Source organism: Paenibacillus uliginis N3/975 (assembly GCF_900177425.1).
In the GTDB taxonomy this organism is placed as follows: domain Bacteria; phylum Bacillota; class Bacilli; order Paenibacillales; family Paenibacillaceae; genus Paenibacillus_AQ; species Paenibacillus_AQ uliginis.
Window position 1 is genome coordinate 4,159,459 of record NZ_LT840184.1, and the last position, 24,687, is coordinate 4,184,145.

The window sequence follows — 24,687 nt, forward strand, 5'->3', positions numbered from 1 at the left end:
TTCAAACACTAGAAAAAAGCTCCCTGAAGGAGCTTTTTTCAACAAATATACATTTGTATGTTAAACATGAACAACTACTCGTTTACATGACTAACGGAAAGACGAAGAATCGTCTCATGCGGTAAAATAACACGAGAATTTTCCACGTTTTCTTTTTTCATCAATTTAGTAAGCAAGCGCATTGCCACGGCTCCCAAATCGTACATCGGCTGGGCAACTGTTGTCAGCTGCGGACGAACCATGGACGCCATACGAATGTTGTCGACACTAATGATTGAGAAATCATCCGGAACTTTATAGCCTTCATCTTGAATGCTATGAATCGCTCCGATGGCCATTTCATCCGTTGCCGCAAATATAGCCGTCGGTTTCTTCTTCAGGCCCAAGAAATACTTCATAGCTTCTACACCAGATTCATAACGGTAATTACCGATACGCACGAGATCTTCTTGGTATTCAATACCAGCTGCCTCAAGTGCCTTCTTATAACCGTGAAAACGGGCATAGCCATTAGCTGGATCCTGCAGAGTACCACTGATCATTGCAATCTCGCGGTGTCCATGTCGAATCAGAGTACTCACTGCATCAAAAGCAGCTTGCTCGTGATCGATATCAACCGAAGGGTATGAGCCTTTCTCATCACGAGTAGCACAGAGAACAATCGGCACTGCCGAGGTCTGGAATGCCTGGATGTGCTCGTCCGTCACGGTTCCGCCCATGAACAAGAGCCCGTCCACCTGCTTCTCAAGCAACGTATTGATAACACGAATTTCTTTTTCCTTCCGCTTGTCGGCGTTACACAAAATGATATTGTAATGGTACATGTTGGCGATATCTTCGATACCCCGAGCAATTTCAGCAAAAATAGAGTTCGAAATGTCTGGGATTACAACGCCGACGGTTGTTGTCTTCTTGCTAGCCAGACCTCTGGCTACCGCATTAGGACGATATCCCAAACGCTCTATTGCTTCATAAACTTTCTTCCGGGTTTGAGGCTTAACGTTGGGGTTATTGTTGACAACCCGCGATACCGTCGCCATCGAAACGCCTGCTTCACGCGCCACATCGTAAATGGTTACCGTCAAATTCCTTCTCTCCATTGCCAATAAATTTTCTTTCATTCAAACATACGTTCAAAAGCCAATTAAATTTATGATACGACAAATTACTGCTTTGTGCAATGACACAGCCTTACAGGCTGTCCAATTTGCCTCTCAGCGCTTCAGCCGTAATATGGGAATGGGATGTATGCCAGACCGGCGCTCCTTGCCTTATAACAATAACTTGCGGCGATTCATGCTTAACGCTTAAAACGTCCGCGGCTTCATTCGAAACCGGACGATCAGCCACCACATCAATCATAGCGTAGTCTATCTGTTCGTTCGGATGATTCTGCAGATAAGCAGTCACTTCCTCGTAAGCTCTGACGCTGATGGGACATCGTGTGCTGTGCTTGAACAGTAGCAGCGCCTTCTGGTGAGTTGATTCCAGCGCTGTACGCAATTGTTCGTTTGTAGTCATTTTGGTCATAGTCGCCATAGGATATACATTCCCTTCATTGTATTGAAGTTCCTAACTTATATCCTAACAAAATGTTCGTGAAAAATCCAACAACCTCGACAAAATATGTCGATTAACTTGCACAAAAATCTGAATTTTCCATTTTTAACTGTAAAAAAGCATTTACCTTCTCAAGACGGGTCATGATTTCATCCATCCATACCGAGTCATCCTTCATTTTAGCAAAGCGGTAAAGATCAAGCAGCATATTAACGCGATCTTCAAACGCAGCCTTGTAACGCTGCTGAAATTCCTGGAGTGAATCACTGGATGACGACAATACTTCCCGCAACACAGATACGGGTTCATAAATATCAGCAAATGAAACCCAGGTTTGGCTCTTTACATCTCCCAGCGAGTTTATGTAGTCCAGCAAATCCGGCTTTACCAGAGGCATGAGTTCATATGTTGAACAATTCTGACAAGCATAAACAGGGACATGACAGATGCATGCCTTTCGTGCATATACTAACTTTCTCAGTTCCATTCTCATAATTTGTCCGCAGTTGCAAAGCTTCAACAAATGGGCCACCTCAAATCCTATATCATAATGTCTAGTTAATCTGAATTCTGGGTCTTTCAATCGATTACAAAAAAATATTACTCTTCGATATGAATAGTCCTATTTGACTATCATATCAGAGATCTCTTCAAATTTGTGATGATGCTTTTATTACCATTTATGTATCTAAATGTTTTAAATATGGCGAAAGAATGAATCCTCGTAAACTTTTTGTTACAATAAACTTATTCGGCAGCGGATTATTTTAGATTTATTAGATCATGCCGGGATTTGTTCACCGAAAGGAGCTCTGTACCTATGAGACTAACTGGTAAAAAAGTAATTGCTCTTGTTGACGAAGAGTTTGAGGATTTGGAATTATGGTATCCCGTTTACCGGGTTCGTGAGGAAGGTGCTGAAGTTCATCTGGCCGGGCTGGAGAAAGGGAAAACTTATATCGGCAAGTACGGTGTTCCAGCCACTGCAGAATATTCGTTTGATGAGCTTGACAGCAAAGATTATGATGGAATTCTCGTGCCGGGTGGATGGGCGCCCGATAAACTTCGCCGTTATGACAAAGTACTTCAATTCGTACGTGAAATGCACGAGGATAAAAAGCCTATCGGGCAAATATGTCATGCAGGATGGGTGCTGATTTCAGCCAAAATTTTAAACGGCGTCACCGTCACTTCCACACCCGGAATCCGTGATGACATGGAAAACGGAGGGGCTGTCTGGATAGATGAAGCGGTAGTCACCGACGGGCACATTATATCTGCACGGCGTCCTCCGGATCTCCCTCCTTACGGCAAAGCGTTTTGCGATGCACTGGCAGGCGGGCAACAATATTAAGACTATTTTTGTAACCTGAATATATGCTTCTAACGAAAAAGCCGTCTACGACTGAGTTCAATCTCATCCGTGACGGCTTTGTTCAATTTTATCTGGTTTGGAGAAGGCTTGTCCTATCCAAAAAACGATCACAATATATTCAGAGTTAGACTAAAAGCACCATTACGAAGCCGAAATATCCTTACCGTTACCATCGGTTAAAAAACTGTTCCGTTCCGCGAAATTGGTAAGACGTTCTTCAACCTCAGCACTCGTACGAAGCTTGAAACAGGCTGTCGCCTCCTTCTTGGCCTCCTCCGAATTCGTATTAAGAACACGGTGCTTTACCTTAAGCAAAGAAAGCGGAGACATACTCAGGTCCTGCACTCCGAGCTTAAGCCAGAGTGGAACTGCACGTTCATCGCCAGCGAGTTCTCCACATACACTGACAGGTATTCCAGCTTGCTTGGCGGCCTCTACAGTAGACCGAAGCATACGCAGCACCGCCGGGTGGAACGGATGGTACATATGAGCAATCTGCTCGTTCATACGATCCACCGCCAGTACATACTGCACTAAATCGTTCGTTCCAATACTGAAAAAGTCACTCTCCTCAGCAAGGAGATCGGCAATGGTCACCGCAGCCGGCACTTCAATCATGATGCCAACCTTGATGTGTGGATTATAGGAAATGCCACGACGGTCAAGATCGGCCATGGAGCGTTTAAGAATTTCATTAGCTTGGTGTATCTCATCAACGGAAGAGATCATCGGATACATAATCTTAACATTTCCGTAGCTGCTGGCTCTTAAAATGGCGGTCAGCTGCGTCTGGAACAACTCCGTCCGATCCAGACTGATCCGGATCGCGCGATATCCAAGCACTGGGTTTTCTTCCTCAGGCAATGAAAAATAATCCAACTGCTTATCGCCGCCGATATCGAGTGTTCGGATAACGACAGATGAATCCCCTGCTTTTTCAGCAACCTGTCGGTATACCTCGAACTGTTCATTTTCCGTAGGGAATGTGCTTCGGTCCATGTAAAGAAATTCTGTGCGGAACAAGCCTACGCCCTCAGCACCATTTCCCAAGGCCATATCCAGTTCCTTCAAAGAGTTCATGTTCGCTGCGAGGTGGAAATATGAACCATCCTTTGTAACAGCCTCCACAGTCGAGAGCAGCTGAAGCTGTTCCTTCTTCTTTCGCTGCTCATCCCGGATCGCCTTGTAGCGGTCCAGTATCATCTGATTGGGATTAATGTACAGATGCCCCTCATCTCCGTCCAGCACAAGGAACTCTCCTGTCTGGATCGGCTTCTCCAAACGGTTCTCAATGCCAGACACAAGCGGAATCCCGATTGCTCTGGCCATAATAGCAGAATGGGAAGTTTTCCCACCCGCCATTGTCACAATGCCCAAAACGTGAGATGGGTTGAGGTGAGCAAGCTGCGACGGAGACAGCTCCTTAGCCACCAGAATATATGGCTGTGTATCCGACGGCAGTGTCACTTCAGGCGCACCAAGCAAATGTTTGAGAAGACGGTTTCCGACATCCTTGATATCAAGCGCCCGCTCTTTCATATATTCATCATCGAGCAGATCGAACATCGATACAAAATGGTCAATAGCTTCCTTTACAGCAACTTCGGCCGCTTTGTATTGACGCTCAATCAGACCCTGAATTTCATTCATGAACACCGGATCCTCCAAAATAGCGAGGTGTGCATCAAAAATATGCGACTCTTCATCCCCCACCATTTCTTTGAATTCGTTCTTGATATATTCAATTTCATCCTTGGAGGTCCGTATGCCTTCATAAAGGCGCTCGAACTCTTTGGCCAAATCGACGGCGTCGATTTCAGAATCTGGCAGATCAAGCTCCCAATGAGGAAGCACAAACGCCTTGCCGAACGCAACGCCCGCTGCTGCGCCAATGCCTTGAATCATGATTCTCTACCCCCAGCGTTACTTTCATTTAATACAACTGACATGACCGATGATTGCCCTTTTTTGACCGATTTGAACGGTGCAAAACTCCATGACCTTACTTTATCCGGATTCGTAATAACCATTGGTGTTGCAAGTGAGGCCGCGTGTGTCTTTAGATAACCAAGATCAAATTTTACCAGTAATTGTCCTGGCTCCACCGCGTCTCCTTCGCTTACGACGGCCGTAAACGGCCCCTTCAGCTGCGAAGTATCGATACCAATGTGTATTAGAACCTCCAAGCCTTCTGGCGTGGAAATACCGATAGCGTGCATTGTAGGATATATATGCATAACTGTTCCGTATACAGGCGATACCAACTCACCCTTTTCCGGAATAAAGGCCACACCGCTGCCCACTAGCTTGGCTGCAAAAATATCATCCGGCACTTCCTCAATAGGCAGCATCCGGCCTTGGACTGGAGCACTGAACAATACCCGTGGCAGATCCCGCTGCATCAGCTTGTTGATCTCCTCGCGGATCAGCTCGGAATACGTACCGAATACAACCTGCACGTTGCCGCCGCCCAGCTTAATAATGCCTGCCGAACCGAGAAGCTTAAGTGCGTTTGTATCAATCTGACGATCGTTGTATACGGTCAACCTTAACCGAGTCATACAGGATTCTACCTGTACGATATTGTCCTTACCACCCAGCGCATCCAAAATTAGCGGAGCCTGATATGGGATATTCCCGGCCCATCCTTCCAGCGCAGAGCCTTCCTCACGTCCCGGTGTTGGAATCCCGAACCTGCGGATCGCCCACCTGAATAGAAAATAATAAATTAATCCGTAGGCAATACCAATCGGAATGAGTATCCACGCATTTTGGGACAGATGATAGTTGATCACAAAATCGATAAACCCTGCGGAATACGAAAAGCCATGATGAATATCAAATGTATACGTCAAAACCATGGCAAACCCGGCCATCAACGCGTGCAGGACATACAAATATGGTGAAGCAAACAAAAAGGCGAACTCTATCTGCTCTGATACCCCTGTCAAAAAACATACGAGAGCCGAACGCATAAACGTCTTTTTGACCTTTGGTTTCAGATCCTCCCGTGCTTCCCCAATAATTGCGAATGCAATAGCAGGCAGGGCGAACATCATGATCGGAAACAATCCGGCCATAAAATCCCCCGCTGTCGGGTCACCTGCAAAAAATCGGGGCAGATCACCTTGAACGATCGTGCCGTCCGCTGTTTCATATGTACCAAGCTGAAACCAGTAAACATTGTTTAATATATGGTGAAGCCCAAAAGCCGTCAGAACCCGGTACAAAATCCCGTATAAAAACAATCCGAATCCACCCATATGTACGGTCAGCGTATAAAAGGCTTCAAACCCCCTCTGTATGAATGGGGCAACACTTATCATTCCCCAGGCAAAAAGGGCGGAGAAAAATCCCATAGTGAGCAGAACAAAACGAGAGCCTCCGAAAAATTGTATCGCCTCCGGAAGCTTTATATGTTTAAAACGGTTGTAAACTATACTCGAAACAATTCCGAATATGATACCGATCAAGGTTGATGGCTGAACGCTTCCGTCACCGGCGATCGAGGTGACCTGAGCATAGATGAACATACCTGCCAGCGCCGCTAATCCCGCAGGACCTCCCTGATTAGACAGTCCCCAAGCGACTCCGATCGCGAATAAATAGGGCATATAATAGAACACACCGTGGCCGGCCGCAGAAGCGATCTCGCCCAAATTTTCAAATCCCCATGAAGCCCATGGCAAACTCCCTATACTAAGCAGGAGAGCTGCCGCAGGAAGAGCCATAGTAGGGAGCATGACTGCTCTGCCCAATTGCTGTAATGATCCCAACCAGTTCAAGGCGAGCCCTCCTTTCTATTCTAGATGGTAAGCGCTGATCTGGATTTTGTCAAAAGATATGGCCTATGAAAAAAAGGACAAGCCCCAATGCTGGGACCTGCCTAACACTTTAGTCATGAATGATTATTTTCCCCTCAATGCGATGGAATCCTCTACCTTTATACACCGATCCATGATCGCGATCATACCGTGCTCATCCGCAATTGCTGCAGCCTCGCTACTAACCACACCTTGCTGAAGCCATAATACCTTAGCACCGATCTCAGCTGCCTCACGCGCCACGTCAGCACAGTATTCACTTCTTCTGAACACATTCACAATATCAACCGGCTCAGGGATGTCCTGAAGTGATGCGTAACACTTCTCACCCAGAATTTCGGACGCTTTTGGATTCACAGGGATAATGCGATAGCCTCGGTTTTGCATTGCCTGCGAGACCATGTATGACGTACGGTCCGTTCGGTCTGACAAACCAACGACCGCAATGTTGCCAGCATTCCGTAAAATGTCTGCTATTTGTTCACGTGAAGGATTCTCAAACGCCATCTTGAATACCTACCTTTCCGGAGTTTCCCGAAGATTTCTTTATACCGCTAATCTATTTTACCCATTCCACATCGGCGCCAAGCGCTTTTAAATGATCGAAGTATTGAGGATATGACTTAGCAACATGGTGCGCGTCCTTAATGAGCAAGGGTTTCTCAGAACGAAGTCCAACTACGGTCAGAGCCATAATAACCCGATGATCATAATGCGCATTAATTTCTACGCCGCCTTCCACACCTTCCGGACGACCGTGAACGATGATTTCGGCCTGCTTTTCCTCAACATTTGCTCCTGCTTTGCGAAGTTCGTTCAAATAATCCGTAATCCGGTCACATTCCTTATAGCGAAGATTCTCCACGTTATAGAAACGGGAAGTCCCTTCCGCGAACACTGCGGCAGCAACCATGGCCAGAACGGCATCCGTTGCCGTATCCCCGTCAAATTCCAGCGCCTGCAGTTTGCCGTTTCCTTGTACACGAACATCCCCATTCTCATGTGTCAGAGGAGTCTGCATCATCTTCAGCACATCGATAATCGCTCGTTCACCCTGTTTGCTGTCCTCGGACAGATTTCGAATCGTCACATCCGATTGTGTAACCGCAGCAGCGGCAAGAACGGCTGCCGACCCAGGATAGTCTCCCTGCACGGTATATGTTTTAGCTTGATAGCTCTGACCTCCCGGAACACGGAAATGCATATAGTCATCAGTTGCATGAATGACGATGCCTGCCTGTTCAAGTACTTCAAGCGTCTGGCCGATCACGACCTTAGACTTCAGATCACCTGTAACCGTAATTTCACTGTCTTCCGCTAGCAACGGCGTAACGAACAGTAGCGCGCTGAGGTACTGGGAACTGACCGAACCCGAAACCGAAATATTTCCGCCTTTCGGCTGGCCACCACGGATTGTAATCGGCAGCCGTCCATTGTTGTGATCCACCTCAACCCCTAGCTGACCAAGTGCGTCGATGAGGTCATCATGGGGACGTTTGCCAAGTGAATCCGGATAAGTATTTACAAATGTAACTTCCTTGGACAATACAGTAATTCCCATCAAAAACCGGAGTACGGCTCCTGCATTTCCAACATTCAGTTCTTTCACATTTTTCGGAGAGCGTCCAAAGCCAGTAATAACCGCCTTCTCGTCATCTTCAACCAGCGTTGCTCCGAGGTCCTGAATGCAGCGTCTCATCGCATCGCTATCTTCACTGTGGGCCGGATAGTAAATCGTACTTTCCCCTTCGGCAAGCGCCGCAACAAGCAAATAACGAGTGGTATAGTTTTTGGAAGACAAGGCTCCAATTTCCCCTTTTAACTCGGGTGTCGGTCTGACAATAACGTCCATTATGTATTCTCTCCTTTTTTAGTAAGTATCGTTCTATCTTCATTCTCTTTTCACAAAATGGAAAAATTGACATGTAATTCTCTGCTTCGGTATCATAAAGGCATAATTATATGCACGATAATCTTCAGAAAAGAGGTCACATTAATGAAACCAATTTCTCAAATTGAACCTTCCGAATTAAAAAGCAGACTCCAAAGTGGAGAAAACATTTACATGATCGACGTGCGTGAAGACGATGAAGTTGCGCATGGCATGATTGCCGGCGCCAAGCATATTCCGATGGGTGACATCCCTAGCCGGCTGGACGAAATCCCCCGGAACACCGAAGTTATTTTCATCTGCCGCAGCGGCAGACGCAGCGAACATGTGTGTAATTTTTTGAGCCATCAGGGTATCGACAATATTGTTAATATGAGTGGCGGCATGCTCCAGTGGTATGCGGATGAGGAATAGTCCCGCGGACAGGGTCTCCTCATTATGTGGCTACTGAGCTGGGCGGGAATGGTTTCCCGCCTCTTATACGCCGGATACAATCCTTGAGGCTTAGCCGCGGTAATGCATTAAAATATCAAGGGCTACTTCATGAGCAGATTTTCCCGTTGTGTCCACGGTAACATCCGCAAACTGATAACATTCTTTGCGTTCCTTCATAATCTGTCGTACTCGTTCCACCAAGTTCCCGGCCAGCAGCGGACGACCCACATCTCCCCGGACACGCTGGACGATAGCCGCTTCATCAGCCGTAAGCGCTGCAACCCAGCCTTTGCTGCTCATAAGCTCACAATTTTCTTTCCGAAGTACAGCTCCTCCACCAGTGGCAATAACAAGTCTTTGTCGTCCGAGAACTTTCTCTAATACATCAGCTTCTGCATTGCGAAAAAAAGGTTCCCCTTCAGACTCAAACATGGCCGGTATCGACTTACCCACCGCCTTCTCAATTTCAGAGTCCAGATCAACGAGGGTATAATTCAATTGCTGTGATATTAGATGGCCGACCGTGCTCTTCCCCGTCCCCATCATACCGATCAGAATGATATTGCGGTCTGTTTGATTCAATTCCTCACCCCATTTACGCATTCATCCTATTAAACTTTTTCATATCATACCACAGGCCGAAAAGTTTGGACAATCCAGCAACCTAGCCTGATGAGAGCATTTCATATATTTATATTTTACGAGTCTATGTTTTGCCCATTTGTCATAAAAATAATAATACCCATTTCAAAGATTAAGATTGTCAGGAGTGATATCAAGACTATGTCTTACGACCATTTCACCCGACCGGAACCACCAAAGAGACTCAGCCAGATTTTGGACCCTACGCATCCTCTCTGTCGTGAGGACATTATATGGGTCCTGCACTACGTGCAAAAAAAAGTGGCTTCGAAAGACCCAGCGCTGCTGGACCTCTCAAAGCCACGGTTATTGCAAAGCTTCAACAGTTACTGTGAGGCAGCTATGCTACTGCTCAACAGTAAAGCGCACTTTCATGCCGATAATGACAACATTCGCGCTTGTCTATTGGATATCGTGCATGGACTAACCGATATTAATCCATCCAGTTGAAGTGGAATACGCCTTCTTTATCCACACGTTTAAAGGTATGCGCTCCGAAGTAGTCACGCTGCGCCTGAAGCAGGTTGGCTGGAAGATTCGCTGTACGGTAGCTGTCGTAATATGCCAGCGCACTTGCGAAGCCTGGTACCGGAATTCCCAAAGTCACAGCGGAAGTGATGACCTTACGCCATGCATCCTGATAATTTTCAATGATCTCTTTAAAGAATGGATCCAAGAGCAAGTTTTTCAGTTCAGGATTATTATTGTATGCGTCGGTGATATTTTGCAGGAAACGGGAACGGATGATGCAACCACCACGCCAAATTTTAGCCAGTTCTCCGAATTGAAGATCCCAGTTGTATTCATCGGAAGCTACGCGAAGCTGTGCAAAGCCTTGAGCGTAGGACACGATTTTGCTCGCGAACAGCGCTTTGCGGACATTTTCGATAAATTCCGCTTTGTCGCCAGAGAAGCTTTCCGTTTTTGGACCGTTCAAAATTTTGCTTGCTTCCACACGCTCTTCTTTCATAGCTGACAGGAAGCGGGAAAATACGGATTCGGTAATCATCGACAATGGAACGCCTAGATCCAAGGAACTTTGGCTTGTCCATTTACCAGTACCTTTTTGACCAGCGGTATCCAGGATGACTTCAACCATCGGTTTACCAGTCTCTTCATCGTATTTCGAGAAGATATCAGCAGTGATTTCAATCAGGTAGCTGTCGAGCTCGCCTTTGTTCCATTCCGAGAAAATAGCATGCAGTTCTTTGGCATCCAGTCCCAGCACATCCTTAAGGAGATGGTAGGCTTCGCAAATCAGCTGCATGTCGCCGTACTCAATGCCGTTGTGGACCATTTTTACATAATGCCCAGCACCATCCGGGCCGATATATGTACAGCAAGGTTCTTCGTTTATTTTAGCAGAAATCGCCGTTAAGATCGGTTGAACCAGTTCATATGCACTCTTTTGTCCGCCAGGCATGATGGAAGGCCCTTTAAGCGCTCCTTCTTCTCCGCCTGATACACCGGCACCGATGAAACGGAAGCCTTTGGCTTCAAGCTCTTTGCTACGGCGAACGGTATCCGGGAAGTAAGCATTACCTCCGTCGATAATAATGTCACCTTGGTCCAGATGAGGCAGAAGCTGCTCAATCGTACCATCAGTAGCTTGTCCAGCTTGAACCATGATTAGAATTTTGCGCGGAGTTTCAAGCGACTTCACAAATTCCTCGATGGAAAAGGTTCCAGTAAGGTTTTTTCCTTCCGCTTCCTTCAGCAAATCCTCTGTCTTTTGCGGAGAGCGATTATATACGGATACGGTGAAGCCTTTGCTCTCGATGTTAAGAGCCAAATTTTTACCCATTACAGCAAGGCCAATCACACCAATTTGTTGTTTTGCCATCTGGTTTCTCCATCCTTTACTCCAATATATTTGTACATTTCATCCCATATTGTCAAAATGAGAGATAAGTAACAATACACTTATATTAACGTTTTTCCGCAGAGAAGTGAACCCCTTCTACGAAAACAGGTCGCGCGAAAACACCCCTGGATGCTTGAGGTGTTGTTCGTGCTTTTTAGTTTGTGCAAGAATCCTGTTACCATTCAAGACGAAACAATTCCAGAGAAAGCTCCTGAAGTCTTTTTTTGCAGTCGTCAGCGGCGCTTACATTTCCCGCTTGTATCGCCTCGTGCAGTTTCTCCAGCTCGTCATCGGTCTCCAGCTTGCACAGCAGCAATCGGCGTTCCCCTTCCTTCGATTCGAACAGACGAACCATCTCTTGCTCCGTCATTGGCGTTCCTTTCTGGTAGAGCACACGCTGCCGATAGCCTGAGATCTCTACAAGCCGGATAACTTCGCCAAACAAAATATTTTCAATCAAAATCTGCCGGTCTTTAAACCGTTTAACGACCGCATGACCGCGCGTGTTCTCGATCAACTTCTCCATCCACTCCGCAAGCTTCGGATCCCTGATCATATAATCACCGACCAGTTTATAGCCGCTGCCCGTACGTTGGAAGCGCAGTTTCACAAGCTTTCGACCCGTCCTGATCGAAATAACGAATTGGGCCTCGTTCTCACTCCAATAAAGCGAATACCCTTCCTGGATCAGTTCCTTAATCAAGTCCTGGATATGCCGGCGGTCAAACCGGAGTTCCAGATTGCAGTACTCCACTTCCTCGCTCTTATTCACGGCACTCCCTCCCCGGTACTCCTTCTCCTATCTTACGCGGCTGAGATGTTTTGCCCCGATGGATTGCTTTGACGTTGTCTTATCTATATCTTATACTTCATCTTATGTAACGGTAACTTGGTTTATTGACTATTTTTACCCTCCAAGAAGAAACGCCTTCGGCGTCCATTATAAAGGATGGCGGCGTTTCTTCGAGAAATATAAGTCAAGCATGTAACATGAAATTTATACTTTCTTATATTTCAAAAAAGGGGCCCAAACCTTATACTCCGGCTTATGTCCGGTTATTGCCCGGTCCGCCTCAACAAAGGGTCTCGTGGGTTGTCCACAAGCACACGTTATAACTAGATACAGGGAGGCTGTTTATATATGAATTTCACGGGATTTACCGCAGACGATTTCGATGTATTCCTTGTTCCAGGTCTGGAAAACCGTATGGAAGTGTTGATTGAACGTGTCCGTCCGAAGCTGGAGACGCTTGGCGCAGAGATTGCTCCATACATATCCGCCTTATGCGGTGAAGAAATGTTCGTCCATGTTGCCAAACACGCGCGCCGTACCGTCAATCCGCCTATTGATACTTGGGTTGCCTGGGCAGCCAACAAACGCGGTTACAAGGCCCTTCCCCATTTCGAGGTTGGCATGTTCGAATCGCATCTGTTCATCATTTTTGCGATTATATATGAAAGTCCGAACAAAACCGTGTTCGCTGGCAACCTTGAAAAGCAGTTATCCAAAATCAATTCCAAGCTACCCAAGTCATATTACTGGTCAACGGATCATATGAACCCTGATGGCACACCACATGCCGACATGAGCAAAGAAAGCTTCGGCGTTCTCATCAACAAACTGAAACAGGTGAAAAAAGCCGAAGTTATGTGTGGCCTTCGCATTCCTCGAGAGGAAGCTGCAAGCATTGAAGGTGACAAGCTGGTCGAAACCATTCAGGATACCTTTGAGACTCTGCTACCACTGTACCGGATGGCATTTTAAATTTTTGGGTTTTAAAAAAATATAGCCTTCATTCGCATTATGCGAGCAAAGGCTATATTTTGTTGTACCTTTATTTTGAATCAAGCCTTGGCACGTCTCGGATGAACAGAAGGTCTCTGACGGCGACTAAGGAAAAGGTGAATGAAGAACAGTATCCCCATAACGATTCCGCTCGCTATAAATGGTGCACCGTGACCAACACCGTCCCACAGCCAGCCAGATACGATGGGTCCAAACACCATACCTGAGCCCTGCAGAGTTAAGAAGAAGCCCCAGACGGTACCTCTCTCGCCTTTCGGGACCATACTGGCAACAAAGGTGTTCCAGGCCGGCAAAATCATGGCATACGCGATACCGACAACGGACACCAGACCAAAAACAATCGGTAGTGCTGTAAACAAAGTAAAAATACTCAGTGTAAACGCGCAAAGTAGAAATCCGGCGTTCAGAAACCATTTCGTTCCAAAACGGTCAATCAGTTTACCTGCCGGAATAAGTGCAAGCACCGTAATTCCTCCCCCGACAATGAGCATCAGACTATATTGGTTTGGTGAAGCCCCAAGCTCGTTGCTGACATACAGCGTCAGTACCGGACTGAGGAGCCCGATGACAGAGGACTGTAAAAATAACGCTGGATACACCAGCCAGCTGATATTCAAAGTCGTCTTTATCTCATGAAGTGTAGCCTTGACGCTTGTCCGTAGTTTGTTAAATCCATATTTCAATCCCTTTCCAGCAGCTGCTGCAGAAGAAGAAACTTCGGATTTCACTTTTGACTTCACTCTGCCTGGAAGCAGCAGCGCGGTCAGGACAAGAATAATGCCCGCTCCAATCATAATTAAGAAAGTTGTCTGATAATTTTTGTTCGTATGCTCCATCACAAAGTTCATCGTGATCGGCCCGACTCCCGTTCCTGCCAGTGCCGCAGTCTCCAGGGCTCCCATCGCCGTCCCGTTGCTGTTGTTCGGGCCGGATATTTCCGTGGCTCCGGTCATGGCGCAAGGCCATAGAGGAGCTGTTCCCGTTCCAAGGATAAGGCATGCTAGCGACAGCCAAAACGGCCCGTCGGTAAATGCAATAATTACCACGCCGATGACAACCATCGACAGTGCTACGGACATGGTTGCCCGGAAGCCAAGGCGTTCCGCGATCCAGCCTGCAGGACTGCGAAACAGGTTGTCCCCCAAATACTGTAAGGCAAAGGCAACGCCAATAACGGTTCCCGATACACCCAGAACATTTTTCATATATACCGGCAGAACCGCCACGAGTAATGATCCCTTAATAAACTCGACTAAAAAAATAATCGCGAGCAGCTCAAAGAAAAAAGGAGACATTAATCGGCGCTTTTTCACCGGGGAAATGACTTGCGACATATTTTCACATCCCATCGTTCATACTGTTACAGCGATATCTCTATTCTTGCCTGTTCTCGGGAAGACATGCCTCCTATATCCTTTGCTTGCATTCCCCCTCCATTTTGCTATACTCAATTTTGTTTATATGAAACACAAATAGACAATCATAAACAATTTCACACACAGAAAGGTTGTGACAGCGTCCATGGACCATAGCCGTACACCGCTCTTCACCGCATTGAAAGAACACGCGGCCAAAAACCCGGTGCAATTTCACATTCCGGGGCATAAGAAGGGTCTCGGTACTGATGCAGAATTCCGGGAATTTATAGGGGATAATGCCCTCTCGATAGATTTGATTAACATCGCTCCGCTAGATGATCTTCATCAGCCTACCGGTGTGATCGAAGAAGCACAGAAGCTTGCGGCAGATGCCTTTGGAGCGGATTACACCTTCTTTAGCGTTCAGGGTACAAGCGGAGCGATCATGACCATGATCATGTCTGTCTGCTCTCCTGGAGACAAAATCATCGTACCCCGAAATGTTCACAAATCTGTATTGTCTGCCATTATCTATTCCGGAGCCAAGCCTGTATTTGTATCGCCAGCACAGGACTCCAATGTAGGAATCGATCATGGAATTACAATTAGCTCCGTACGCAAAGCGTTGAAAAGACACCCTGATGCTAAAGCGGTTCTTGTCATCAACCCAACCTATTTCGGTGTCAGTGCAAACCTGAAAGAAATCGTGGATCTGGCGCACAGTTACAACGTACCGGTCTTGGTTGATGAGGCGCACGGTGTGCTGATTCATTTCCATGATGACCTGCCGATGTCAGCGATGGAGGCCGGTGCTGATATGGCCGCAACGAGTGTCCATAAGCTTGGTGGGTCGATGACTCAAAGCTCTGTACTCAATGTCAACACGAAAAACGGTTATGTGAATCCGTTTAGAATCCAGACGATTATCAGTATGCTAACCACGACGTCAACCTCCTACATTTTGCTGGCGTCACTCGATACGTCTCGGCGCAACCTGGCACTGAATGGGCATAAAATGTGCGAAACAGCGATTGAAATGTCTCAGTATGCTAGGCGGTCGATCAATGAGATCGAAGGCTTGTACTGCTTTGGGGAGGACATTTTGGACGGTGGCGAAGCGACCTATAGCCTTGACCCCACTAAACTGACCATTCACGTACGCCACTTAGGTATTACCGGATATGAGACCGAGAACTGGCTTCGTGAGCACTACAACATAGAGGTCGAACTCAGTGATATGTACAACATTTTGTGTTTGGTCACACCTGGAGACACGGCAGATTCCATTGAAACACTGATCACCGCTCTCCGACATTTGTCCAAGACTTACAATAATGTGAATGAAATCAATGAATTGATTGTGAAAATCCCAGAAATTCCTCAGCTTTCTCTAATCCCACGGGACGCGTTTTATGGCGATACAGAAGTTGTTCCGTTCAAGGAATCTGCAGGACGGATTATTGCGGAGTTCATTTATGTATATCCGCCGGGTATTCCTATTCTTCTGCCGGGCGAGGTTATTTCCCAAGATAACATCGATTATATTATTGACCACGTAGATGTCGGACTTCCGGTTAAAGGACCAGAGGACCGCAGCATTCAAAACGTTAAGGTCATTGTTGAGGCCGACCCGATCTTCTAAAAAAGGCGGGAGAGATCAAAGACCCCAGTGCGTTGCACTGGGGTCTTTACGTTTAACATATACTATTCCTGAGCTGCTACCAGCTCGTTATAAGCTGCTTCAACCGCATTCCATTCTTCTTCATCTTCGATATTGTAAAGAACCATTTCTTCATTCTCTTCTTCCATACGCAGAATGACGCCGTCTGCTCCCGGATTTTCACGTTCAAGAAGAAGTGCATACAGCTTCTCGTTAACATCAAATGTCTCTACGAGTACCATTTCCACTTCTTTGCCATGCTCGTCCGTCAAAGTAAGCACAAACTCTTCATGGTCGTGGTCGTGCTCATGATCGTGATCGTGACCGCAGCCACATGCATCTCCGTGTTCATGTTTGTGATCGCTCATTGAGTAATACCTCACTTCAGTTAAAATTATCTACTCCCGTATGGTAACACGGAAAAATAACTAGGTCAATTTACCAACACCAACACATTAATTCAAAACTGTAATTACTTTTTCAGCCACTTTTACAAAGCTGGATTCAGCTGAAGTCTTGATGTAAAAGCCGACGGAATACTTACCGACTGTGTTGAAATCATACGTGAAGTCATCCGTACGGAACCAGAAATTATCTTTACTATTCTTGACTTCCTGGGTCTGTATATCCGTCACTTTTCCGGCCGGATCCGAGATCGCAACTTTAACCGAATGGATGTTATCATTTAATGTATCGATTTGGCTGAACACATTAAATTTCAGTTTGCCTTTATTTACGTTCCCGAAAACAGTATTTCCTTTGAACAGGAAAATATGCACATTGGGCTGGATAATAATCACTTTTCCACTATCCTTGTCCCAATGTACCGCACCATCAATATCACGGACCGGAATGTATGTTTTGCCTTCTATCAGATAGCCCCCGTCTTTCAGCTCCTGGCCATTCATCCATACTCGTACATGTTCTTTAAAGGAATCCGCAAACAACAAAGAGCTTCCGCCCATTAATGAAAGGACAAGTGTGCAGGCCATTATTTTTTTCCATTTCAATTTCATATAAAAGCATCCCTCCGCTACTTTTTCTAGTTGTTATATGTGTATACTACAAGGTAAAAAACAAAGTTGCGCAGATATAGGTAATTAATGGTCAATTTTTTTAAGTTAAGGATAAACACATAATAATCCGTGTAAATAAACAGAGAATTCGTTAAAATATACCTATTAGCTTACTCTATTATCATTATCGCCTGGAGGTTGAGTTCATTGACACTAAAACTGCAAATGATCGGTACCGGTGGTGCTTTCGCAAAGTCTTTTTTTAATAACAATGCACTTATCATTGACGAAAACTTTACCCTTCTTCTCGACTGCGGTGTTACAGCGCCTATGGCACTTCATCGTCTTGGTCGATCCTTTGAGTCTGTAGATGCTGTGCTCATTACGCATATTCATGCGGATCACGTTGGCGGTTTGGAAGAACTGGCGTTCAGAATGAAAATGCAATACAACCGCAAAATAGCGTTATACATAGCTGAAGCGCTCGTTATGCCGTTATGGGAAAACACTTTGCGTGGAGGATTGTATCAGGAAGGATCAATCACGTCTCTGAATGATGTATTTGATGTCCGTCCACTTCAACCAGGGACAGCCGTTGATATATCACCAGGCATTCGGGCCGAGCTTATCCAGACACGGCATATCCCAGGGAAGGACAGTTTCTCCATCTATTTCAATGACCGCATTTTTTACAGCGCAGATATGATTTTTGATCCGGAACTGCTAAATCGTTTGGTGAACGAACGCGGTTGCGAAGTTATATTGCATGAGTGTCAGCTCGAAGGCCATGGTGCGGTTCACACCACACTAGAAGAGCTGCTTAGCCTACCGGAGCATATCTGCAAACAGATCTATCTCATGCATTACGGTGACGAAATGAGAAGTTATGAGGGCCGTACGGATAGTATGCAATTTCTCGAACAGCAACGTATTTACGAGTTGTAACAGCAAGTAGATATCTTTATCCAGTCCGCTCATGAATAGAATCCTGGGTGTAGCGGGGAAGCTAGGTGTGGGAGGCGATATCAAATGAACAATGATCAACAAGCAGAAGTAGTAGCCGTACGTAAGAACGGTGATGGTGACATTGTACAGCTGAAGCTCGATACAGGCTCTGTCGTAGACTACAAGGCCGCTCAACAAATGGTTCAAAACAATGAAATTAAGAACCTGAACGTATTCCGTGGGCGGGACAATGAGATGCATCTTCGCTCCAATGCCGATGGCGACCCGAGCAACAACCTCGATAATATGCCGATATTTTAAGGAAAACGTCTATCGACTTAACAAAGACCCCGAACATTGATTCGGGGTCTTTTAGTTAGAATGGCTGTAATTTTAAGTTTATTGAAGTTGTTTTTTCATCCGTACATGGGGTATTCCAGCATCGTCAAAAGGCTCATCCGAAGTGGTAACGTAACCGAGCTTACTGTAAAAAGCTTCCGCCTGGCATTGTGCATCGAGCACGGAATGTAACAGCTTCAGTTCACGGGCTTGAGTCTCCATAGCCATTAACAGCACACGGCCTAGACCTTTAGATCGAAAAGGCTTCCGAACAGCAATACGCTGCATTTTGGCTGAATCTTTATTGTAATATGTCACCCTGCCTGTTGCCGCATATTCCCCTTCGTATTTAATCAGGATATGATGCGCGTCGGCATCCAGACTATCAAGTTCGTCGATCTCAATATCTAACGGTACCTTCTGCTCAATGACAAATACTTCCTTACGAATGTCCAGCGCTTCACGCAACTGCTCCTCTGTCGTAACATTGATGATTTCTGCTGCCAATATAAACACCTCTTTATATGGGGAATTTCCTGCATCACTTCGCCGGATATAGATGAATTATTATACAAAATTTTTGTTTTCCTGTATAGTAGAGTGAAATGTATACTATTGGAAAGGGGCTGCAAGTGGGCATGGGTATGAAAGGCACAATTATTTGGTCTATCATCATTTCGGTTCTGTTGATTTACCCCATGTTTTATACCATCAAAAAAGGTTATTCCCGCAAATGGGATGATGAATAGAAAGCACACCACAAAACCGTCAGCTCTTTCCGGGCGACGGTTTTGTGGTGTGCTGTTACCGTTGAGGTAATCTCGACTATTTCACTGAATCTCGAAGACTATCCTGCGGCTTTAGAGACGGTTCAGGAATCAGGCTCTCCCCCCGTCCCCGACCAGACGAATAAACATCTTTATCGACTGAACGGTCATAGACATTTTGTAGTACAGGTGCAGATGGTGCTTGTAGGTTTTCCATCTCTACGGACGATCTTGAGGAAATACTGCACCCACCGAGCATTGGGACAGCCAAAAGCACGGTGCAAATTCCAATCCCACTTAATCTCAGATGCTTTCTTACCATCATGCAGCCCTCTCTTCTTTCTGGAAAAACCATGCTTTCCTTTAGTCTGAACCGGATTACCGGATTTTATAACGAGAAAACAATTGACACTTGTAAAGGCAGCTGATAATATATAAATTGTCTTTCGAAACAGCATATTTATTATTTTATTATGATCTGTTAGCTCAGCTGGGAGAGCACTATCTTGACAGGGTAGGGGTCAGTGGTTCGAGCCCACTACAGATCATCAACGAAAACCCTTGTGGCACTAAGCCGCAGGGGTTTTTTCTTGTTTATACACCTCTCTGTTTTTGGTGCCGTGATACGAATTTGATACGAATCGACTTTCGATACGAATGATACGAAAAAAGCAGCGGTTATGCTCCGCTGCTTACTTTTTCTGGGATGGTATCAAAATTCGTTCCCTCAAACCAATTTCTAAATACCATTTTACTGATGTAAATATCTCTTCCTGCTCGGGCTACGTGGAATGGAGCGTCTGCTAAAAATTCATATGTTTTCTTTTGACTCATCCCCATTATCTGCTCGATGTGCTTTGGTCTAAGAGTCATCGGGTAATCATTCCAATCCAAGCTATTAGTGATAGTCCCCATATTGATCACCTTCCTATTTTTACACCTTTTCCACCACTAAATTCATATTTAAAGCCAGTTTGTAGAACGCCCTCCATCTGATTTTGCTATAAGTCTTCTCGCTGATCGGTGGCTGAAAACTGAAACTATACACCTTTTGATCAGTAATATAATCATGCTCGGTTGTCATGTAACGCTCCTCGATCAGGAATTTTTCCATGCGTGGCAGACGTTTTACCAAACGCTCAATACGATCGCAGTAATCATTCCGATGTTTACTCGAGTCAACGTTGTAAATCGCAATGCTTGCAGTTTGATCACTGGTCACATTTGTAGGGCCACTCGGCCTATCCTCATATGAGGCTGTGATGCTTGCCTCACGCTCTTCAAAGGTCAAGTACTTATATATCCTGTATTTCTCGAAAGCAGCTTCAACGGCTGCCTGTGTCTTCTTCCGGTCTATCTCTGGCAAAAAGCTTTGTTGACCCACCTTATCACCTCAATTCCAAACTTGAAGGGGATCCCCGACCGAAGCCGGGAAATGAATTATGTTAAAACGGCAGATCATCATCATTGTCTGGCATCGGTGGTCCATCTTCTTCAGCTGCAGCTGCCTCTTCCAGTGTCATCTGGTTCTCGTCCTCAACCTCGACCGTGCCATCTGGATTGATCTTGCCGCGAATACCTTCTCTCGGCTCGTTAAACTCCTCTATACTCATCTGGCTTGGAGCGACATTCAGTGTTACGTTACGACCAGCGAACCGATATAACTTCGCTGCCTTATCGTCGCTGTCACCTTTAATACCGAATTTCATCACTGTCTTTTTACTATCACGTTGCATTGAAATGAACTCAGCGTTGATCTCGCCGCAAACATCATCTCCACCGACTTCCATGGAAATCACAACGATATCACCGGATAAATCAAACAGCTCAGCTTCGCCGTCCACATCCTCGGCACCCTTGATTTCAAACTTCAGGATCTCTTTCTTATCATCTTTTTGCATCGATTTAAAAAGTACGTTCATGCTTGTTTTCATGGATTATTGCTCCTCTCGGTTATCGATTAAATTAAAAATCTCCAGGTAGGTTGATAGGGTCCAACACAGCAATAAGAGCAGCTTTACAGATGGCTTCAGGAGCAGTGATAGCAAATGCGGCTATACAGTTGACTGATGCGATGTAACCACCGCCATGATTAGTTTCAATAAATGCATGGTAACCAAATTTTTCGAACACTTCCCATGCTGCGGATAAATTCGTGGAGTAGTTCGGAACATCTCGCCATATAACACTTGTATCTGTAACCTTCACATAAGATCCGTTGCCCTTATACTCAAATTCAGATAAGTCTTCACCATCGAACAATATCTCATGGACATGCCTATCTATTTGCCACGGCTTCATAGCCAGTATCTCTTCCCTTGTCATTCTTCTTCCTCCCTCAATCTCGCTTGAAGCGAACTGACTTCTAACTCCAACCCTTCAATCGTCATGTTTGCCGAGAAGAGTTCATTGTTGAGATCCTCCGCAACCTTCGTCAGCTGATCAGCACGAAGTTTTTCATCCGCCAGCTCTCTACGCTGATTTAAAAATTGTTGGTGCTCGGAATAATAAATAGCGTTTATACGTGCGAATGCTTCTTTATCTTCCGGCGTAGTGGTGGATGCTGGTGGGGTGTCATGAATGATGTTGCCGATCTTAACGAGTTTGTCATTGTCATTTGCGCTTAACCAAAACGTCCCCTTGCCATCTGTCATTTCGAAGTGTCCTTTGCTTTTTTTTCGAATAAAAATCCCGATTCGTCTTGGATTGTCTTCACTGGCATAATGGTTCTCAATGAGGTCTCCGAATTTGAATTTGTATTTCGGCTTTACTTGGCTATTCATGTCTATCCCTTACCTACTGGGTAATCCCGACCTTTTAACATAGCTTCATATGCCCTGTACTCGTATACCTCGCCAGTATAAGTCTGACGTAGCTTTTCAATGCTGTCCTTGATTGCACAGCTACCTGTAAAAACAAAACAGTTTTCTAGTGATTGAATGTCTCTATAGGTTACACTCACAAGCTCTTCTCCTAGCAAACTTTCTACTTTTTCATAACCTCCATCCCACCATTGACCATAACAATGTACAACCTCTCCATTTTCAAGAGGGATGTCGAATTTATGCCCACCGAAGGCGTAGAACCCTGGACTTGGTCGATCATAATAATATGACTTTATAAAGGTGCAGCTATCATCAATACCAATGATCAAATCACCTTGTTGGTAGTACTTGTACTCGATTGGCTTATCCAGCACATAAGCAACACCATCATTAAACTTAAGCAATTGCCTCGACATTGTATGTCATATATGTCTTTCCTCCTTATACTGGAGCTTGCAACCACACCTGGAATTACAACCACACCTGGAATTACAACCACACCTGGAATTACAACCGCCGTTCTTGCTGATAGATCAATTTCTCGCCCTGGTATAGCTCAGTCATGTGATACCCAACCATTTCCCGAGGAAAGGGCAAAGGGCCATGTTTGCAAGCTTCACAACGGCTGAACCTAACTTGAACAGATGTTTGTTTCCATTCGGCATTTGGAAGCTTAGGCCTCACGTAGTACCAGTAAATTGCCTTATATTGAACGTGGTCGATTGTGTTAACGATCTGCTGGCAGTAATCGCACTTGTAAGGCAGAAATCCTTCGAACACATCTCCTTGACCTTCGACCGGTCGATCTTGTCGATACCAGCAAAAGCGTTCATGATCGACTACCTCATACACGTTGCCGTACATCCCCCGAACGAACTCCCAACGTTGTCCAGCAGCCACCCTATCAGCTGAACGGCGTTTTAATCGCTGGTCCGCTCTGACGTTGAGCTTCATGCCGGTGTTCATGCATTGGTAGGGCACGTTTTATCCCTCCTTGATGGGTTATGGCGGTTAAGGCTGTTTGTATGTGATAAATACCGTATCTCTGGCGTATTGAGTTTGCTGTTGATGGCTTCCACGAACCATCATGACTGTCGTGAAGTCCATCTTTATAATTTGGAAGGCTGGGTTATTGCTTAAAAACTTAGTGATACGAAGGTCAAGGTCATTTTCTATCGTCTTGATTTGCGTCACAAAGATTTCGCTCGCTTTTCCGATCATCGTTTATCGCTCCTTTGGTATGAAAACTTCTTGAAATTTATCGCGTATTACATATAAGAGGTGATTTTATGTTAGTTCTAGATTTGTTTGTTATGTTGCTTGGACTTTTTGTTACCGTACTAGCGTTTCTTTTTTTGTTAAAACCCGATTCTGACTGGGTTAGATGGATCAAAAAGATCCCTGAAGACGTGACCCTAGATGATGCTGATTTATTACGTTTCAGAATTATTGGATTATTAAACATCGGTGTAGGAGCAGCTCTTATCGTTGGTTCAATTTTGAAAATTTTTGTGTGGTAGTCGAATTAATAGTAGGGTTATGTGGGTTAAGCATTTACACCCACAACCTTATGCCCTAAGATCTCAGCGGCGATCTGCAAACCTGTACGATAAGCCAAACCTTCTTGAGCTCCATACATCGCTTCTGCTTGCTCAAACTCATACAGCAGCTGTTCCTCTGGAGTCCGCTTGATCTCGTAGCCAAAATACACTGCGCGGATCATGTCATCCATCGTCATATCATTCAGCGGATCGAGCTCACCCAGCCTTCTCTCACGTGTAATAATGAACGTCTGTGAGTGATGCAGGACAATCTCATCCGGCTCTTTGACCTGTAGGACCATTCTCAATGCATCTGCCTGTTCTTGAGGCAGACGTACAGGTATTTGCGGGATCTCCTCTTTTTGTATCGTATCCATTTCAAGGTGGATCGGAAGAGGTCCAATCTCTGGCTCAACTGGTACCTCTTTTTTTACAGCAGTATCCTCGGACTTCTCCTTTTTCCCTTTGATGGCTTCCTTGTATCTGAAAATCGCTACCTCTTCAGCAGCTTCATCTTTAATGCCCCACTGTTTCGTAAGCCAGTAGCTTTCAAGGCTTGCCAACGTAGTTCCGAGTTTCTTGGAAGCTTGTTCTTTGGACAATCCCTTAGCCCGTAGTGATAGGTAATCCTGCTTTTTCACCTTTGCCATATTTGTTTCGACCTCCTTAATTTTGGTTGCAAATCCTATTGGTTTTTTGTGTGATGGTGGAATCGGTTTGCCTTGTATCGCAGCTAATTCCTCTGGATTAAGGGTGTAATGATTGATTTCGCTTGGTGGTGATCCACCTTGAATTTCATTCTTCCAATTGGGTACAGATGTGCCCATATCATCCCTCC

General features: G+C 45.4%; 32 protein-coding genes and 1 tRNA gene. 9 read left to right on the forward strand and 24 right to left on the reverse strand.

The features are described from left to right. Positions 1–74 precede the first annotated feature (74 nt). From ccpA to B9N86_RS19740, 3 genes are all read right to left on the reverse strand, one after another. Positions 75–1,085, reverse strand: coding sequence for a catabolite control protein A (ccpA, locus tag B9N86_RS19730; protein WP_208920556.1), 1,011 nt, complete (start codon positions 1,083–1,085; stop codon positions 75–77). Positions 1,086–1,191: 106 nt separating this feature from the next. Continuing rightward, the gene (ytxJ, locus tag B9N86_RS19735; protein ID WP_208914836.1) at positions 1,192–1,539 is read right to left on the reverse strand and encodes a bacillithiol system redox-active protein YtxJ; all 348 of its coding nucleotides are present in this window, start codon (positions 1,537–1,539) and stop codon (positions 1,192–1,194) included. Between the two features lie 94 nt (positions 1,540–1,633). Beyond that, entirely contained in the window at positions 1,634–1,957 is a 324-nt protein-coding gene (locus B9N86_RS19740) for a hypothetical protein (protein WP_244562769.1), read from the reverse strand. Between the two features lie 423 nt (positions 1,958–2,380). On the opposite strand from B9N86_RS19740, the gene B9N86_RS19745 reads away from it, so the two are divergent. Continuing rightward, a complete protein-coding gene (locus B9N86_RS19745) occupies positions 2,381–2,914 on the forward strand; it encodes a type 1 glutamine amidotransferase domain-containing protein (protein WP_208914838.1) in 534 nt (177 codons plus the stop codon). A gap of 162 nt (positions 2,915–3,076) precedes the next feature. Here the strand turns inward: B9N86_RS19745 and ptsP are convergent, their stop codons facing one another. The 4 genes from ptsP to aroA all read right to left on the reverse strand — a co-directional run bounded on the left by ptsP (position 3,077) and on the right by aroA (position 8,611). Beyond that, a complete protein-coding gene (gene ptsP / locus B9N86_RS19750) occupies positions 3,077–4,840 on the reverse strand; it encodes a phosphoenolpyruvate--protein phosphotransferase (RefSeq protein ID WP_208914839.1) in 1,764 nt (587 codons plus the stop codon). Next, on the reverse strand, positions 4,837–6,720 hold the full coding sequence (locus B9N86_RS19755; RefSeq protein WP_208914840.1) for a glucose PTS transporter subunit IIA: 1,884 nt from the start codon (positions 6,718–6,720) through the stop codon (positions 4,837–4,839). The genes ptsP and B9N86_RS19755 overlap by 4 nt, the downstream gene beginning before the upstream one ends. 123 nt (positions 6,721–6,843) lie before the next feature. Beyond that, positions 6,844–7,266 carry a CoA-binding protein gene (locus tag B9N86_RS19760; protein WP_208914841.1) on the reverse strand — a complete coding sequence of 141 codons (423 nt, stop codon included), beginning with the start codon at positions 7,264–7,266 and terminating at the stop codon, positions 6,844–6,846. A 52-nt stretch (positions 7,267–7,318) separates the two neighbouring features. After that, complete coding sequence (gene aroA, locus B9N86_RS19765; protein WP_208914842.1) at positions 7,319–8,611, reverse strand: 3-phosphoshikimate 1-carboxyvinyltransferase; 1,293 nt, start codon at positions 8,609–8,611, stop codon at positions 7,319–7,321. Positions 8,612–8,755: 144 nt separating this feature from the next. Here aroA and B9N86_RS19770 point away from each other — a divergent pair, with 144 nt between their 5' ends. Further along, on the forward strand, positions 8,756–9,064 hold the full coding sequence (locus tag B9N86_RS19770) for a rhodanese-like domain-containing protein (RefSeq protein ID WP_208914843.1): 309 nt from the start codon (positions 8,756–8,758) through the stop codon (positions 9,062–9,064). A gap of 90 nt (positions 9,065–9,154) precedes the next feature. On the opposite strand, the gene B9N86_RS19775 is transcribed toward B9N86_RS19770, so the two are convergent. Next, positions 9,155–9,688 (reverse strand): shikimate kinase, encoded by a 534-nt coding sequence (locus tag B9N86_RS19775; RefSeq protein WP_208914844.1) that lies wholly within the window; start codon positions 9,686–9,688, stop codon positions 9,155–9,157. A gap of 180 nt (positions 9,689–9,868) precedes the next feature. Here B9N86_RS19775 and B9N86_RS19780 point away from each other — a divergent pair, with 180 nt between their 5' ends. After that, complete coding sequence (locus B9N86_RS19780) at positions 9,869–10,177, forward strand: hypothetical protein (RefSeq protein WP_244562770.1); 309 nt, start codon at positions 9,869–9,871, stop codon at positions 10,175–10,177. Here B9N86_RS19780 and gndA read toward each other — a convergent pair. Together gndA and B9N86_RS19790 are read right to left on the reverse strand one after the other, a co-directional pair. Further along, positions 10,161–11,570 carry an NADP-dependent phosphogluconate dehydrogenase gene (gndA, locus tag B9N86_RS19785; RefSeq protein WP_208914845.1) on the reverse strand — a complete coding sequence of 470 codons (1,410 nt, stop codon included), beginning with the start codon at positions 11,568–11,570 and terminating at the stop codon, positions 10,161–10,163. The genes B9N86_RS19780 and gndA overlap by 17 nt on opposite strands. 196 nt (positions 11,571–11,766) lie before the next feature. After that, positions 11,767–12,363, reverse strand: coding sequence for a hypothetical protein (locus B9N86_RS19790; RefSeq protein ID WP_208914846.1), 597 nt, complete (start codon positions 12,361–12,363; stop codon positions 11,767–11,769). 369 nt (positions 12,364–12,732) lie between these two features. Here B9N86_RS19790 and B9N86_RS19795 point away from each other — a divergent pair, with 369 nt between their 5' ends. Beyond that, a complete protein-coding gene (locus B9N86_RS19795) occupies positions 12,733–13,356 on the forward strand; it encodes a DUF1054 domain-containing protein (RefSeq protein ID WP_208914847.1) in 624 nt (207 codons plus the stop codon). 80 nt (positions 13,357–13,436) lie between these two features. Here B9N86_RS19795 and B9N86_RS19800 read toward each other — a convergent pair whose 3' ends face one another. Continuing rightward, positions 13,437–14,732 (reverse strand): MFS transporter, encoded by a 1,296-nt coding sequence (locus B9N86_RS19800; RefSeq protein ID WP_208914848.1) that lies wholly within the window; start codon positions 14,730–14,732, stop codon positions 13,437–13,439. 187 nt (positions 14,733–14,919) lie between these two features. On the opposite strand from B9N86_RS19800, the gene B9N86_RS19805 reads away from it, so the two are divergent. Further along, complete coding sequence (locus tag B9N86_RS19805) at positions 14,920–16,398, forward strand: aminotransferase class I/II-fold pyridoxal phosphate-dependent enzyme (RefSeq protein WP_208914849.1); 1,479 nt, start codon at positions 14,920–14,922, stop codon at positions 16,396–16,398. 62 nt (positions 16,399–16,460) lie between these two features. Here B9N86_RS19805 and B9N86_RS19810 read toward each other — a convergent pair whose 3' ends face one another. Both B9N86_RS19810 and B9N86_RS19815 read right to left on the reverse strand, forming a co-directional pair. Then, positions 16,461–16,784 (reverse strand): DUF1292 domain-containing protein, encoded by a 324-nt coding sequence (locus B9N86_RS19810; RefSeq protein WP_208914850.1) that lies wholly within the window; start codon positions 16,782–16,784, stop codon positions 16,461–16,463. Positions 16,785–16,871: 87 nt separating this feature from the next. Then, entirely contained in the window at positions 16,872–17,426 is a 555-nt protein-coding gene (locus tag B9N86_RS19815; RefSeq protein ID WP_208920560.1) for a stalk domain-containing protein, read from the reverse strand. A gap of 213 nt (positions 17,427–17,639) precedes the next feature. On the opposite strand from B9N86_RS19815, the gene B9N86_RS19820 reads away from it, so the two are divergent. Both B9N86_RS19820 and B9N86_RS19825 read left to right on the forward strand, forming a co-directional pair. Beyond that, positions 17,640–18,377 carry an MBL fold metallo-hydrolase gene (locus B9N86_RS19820; protein ID WP_208914851.1) on the forward strand — a complete coding sequence of 246 codons (738 nt, stop codon included), beginning with the start codon at positions 17,640–17,642 and terminating at the stop codon, positions 18,375–18,377. Between the two features lie 84 nt (positions 18,378–18,461). Continuing rightward, positions 18,462–18,698: a DUF3892 domain-containing protein gene (locus tag B9N86_RS19825; RefSeq protein ID WP_208914852.1), complete on the forward strand. Its 237-nt coding sequence runs from the start codon at positions 18,462–18,464 to the stop codon at positions 18,696–18,698. A 78-nt stretch (positions 18,699–18,776) separates the two neighbouring features. On the opposite strand, the gene B9N86_RS19830 is transcribed toward B9N86_RS19825, so the two are convergent. After that, positions 18,777–19,223 carry a GNAT family N-acetyltransferase gene (locus tag B9N86_RS19830; RefSeq protein ID WP_208914853.1) on the reverse strand — a complete coding sequence of 149 codons (447 nt, stop codon included), beginning with the start codon at positions 19,221–19,223 and terminating at the stop codon, positions 18,777–18,779. 318 nt (positions 19,224–19,541) lie between these two features. Then, a complete protein-coding gene (locus tag B9N86_RS19835; protein WP_208914854.1) occupies positions 19,542–19,808 on the reverse strand; it encodes a hypothetical protein in 267 nt (88 codons plus the stop codon). A 150-nt stretch (positions 19,809–19,958) separates the two neighbouring features. Between B9N86_RS19835 and B9N86_RS19840 the strand changes: the two genes are divergently transcribed. Then, positions 19,959–20,031, forward strand: a tRNA-Val gene (locus tag B9N86_RS19840). Positions 20,032–20,161: 130 nt separating this feature from the next. On the opposite strand, the gene B9N86_RS19845 is transcribed toward B9N86_RS19840, so the two are convergent. The 8 genes from B9N86_RS19845 to B9N86_RS19880 all read right to left on the reverse strand — a co-directional run bounded on the left by B9N86_RS19845 (position 20,162) and on the right by B9N86_RS19880 (position 23,529). Beyond that, positions 20,162–20,398, reverse strand: coding sequence for a hypothetical protein (locus tag B9N86_RS19845; RefSeq protein ID WP_210190593.1), 237 nt, complete (start codon positions 20,396–20,398; stop codon positions 20,162–20,164). Between the two features lie 19 nt (positions 20,399–20,417). Next, positions 20,418–20,867, reverse strand: coding sequence for an ArpU family phage packaging/lysis transcriptional regulator (locus B9N86_RS19850; RefSeq protein ID WP_208914856.1), 450 nt, complete (start codon positions 20,865–20,867; stop codon positions 20,418–20,420). Between the two features lie 61 nt (positions 20,868–20,928). After that, complete coding sequence (locus tag B9N86_RS19855; RefSeq protein WP_208914857.1) at positions 20,929–21,417, reverse strand: hypothetical protein; 489 nt, start codon at positions 21,415–21,417, stop codon at positions 20,929–20,931. Positions 21,418–21,448: 31 nt separating this feature from the next. Continuing rightward, positions 21,449–21,808, reverse strand: coding sequence for a BC1872 family protein (locus B9N86_RS19860; RefSeq protein ID WP_208914858.1), 360 nt, complete (start codon positions 21,806–21,808; stop codon positions 21,449–21,451). Further along, complete coding sequence (locus B9N86_RS19865; protein ID WP_208914859.1) at positions 21,805–22,266, reverse strand: hypothetical protein; 462 nt, start codon at positions 22,264–22,266, stop codon at positions 21,805–21,807. Before B9N86_RS19865 ends, B9N86_RS19860 begins: the two co-directional genes overlap by 4 nt. Positions 22,267–22,268: 2 nt before the next feature. Further along, complete coding sequence (locus B9N86_RS19870) at positions 22,269–22,724, reverse strand: hypothetical protein (RefSeq protein WP_210190594.1); 456 nt, start codon at positions 22,722–22,724, stop codon at positions 22,269–22,271. Positions 22,725–22,815: 91 nt separating this feature from the next. Next, on the reverse strand, positions 22,816–23,274 hold the full coding sequence (locus tag B9N86_RS19875) for a hypothetical protein (RefSeq protein ID WP_210190595.1): 459 nt from the start codon (positions 23,272–23,274) through the stop codon (positions 22,816–22,818). Between the two features lie 45 nt (positions 23,275–23,319). Beyond that, positions 23,320–23,529 (reverse strand): hypothetical protein, encoded by a 210-nt coding sequence (locus B9N86_RS19880; protein WP_208914862.1) that lies wholly within the window; start codon positions 23,527–23,529, stop codon positions 23,320–23,322. Between the two features lie 68 nt (positions 23,530–23,597). On the opposite strand from B9N86_RS19880, the gene B9N86_RS19885 reads away from it, so the two are divergent. Continuing rightward, a complete protein-coding gene (locus B9N86_RS19885) occupies positions 23,598–23,828 on the forward strand; it encodes a hypothetical protein (RefSeq protein WP_208914863.1) in 231 nt (76 codons plus the stop codon). Between the two features lie 26 nt (positions 23,829–23,854). Here B9N86_RS19885 and B9N86_RS19890 read toward each other — a convergent pair whose 3' ends face one another. Continuing rightward, positions 23,855–24,676 carry a hypothetical protein gene (locus B9N86_RS19890; RefSeq protein WP_208914864.1) on the reverse strand — a complete coding sequence of 274 codons (822 nt, stop codon included), beginning with the start codon at positions 24,674–24,676 and terminating at the stop codon, positions 23,855–23,857. Between the last annotated feature and the right edge of the window lie 11 nt (positions 24,677–24,687).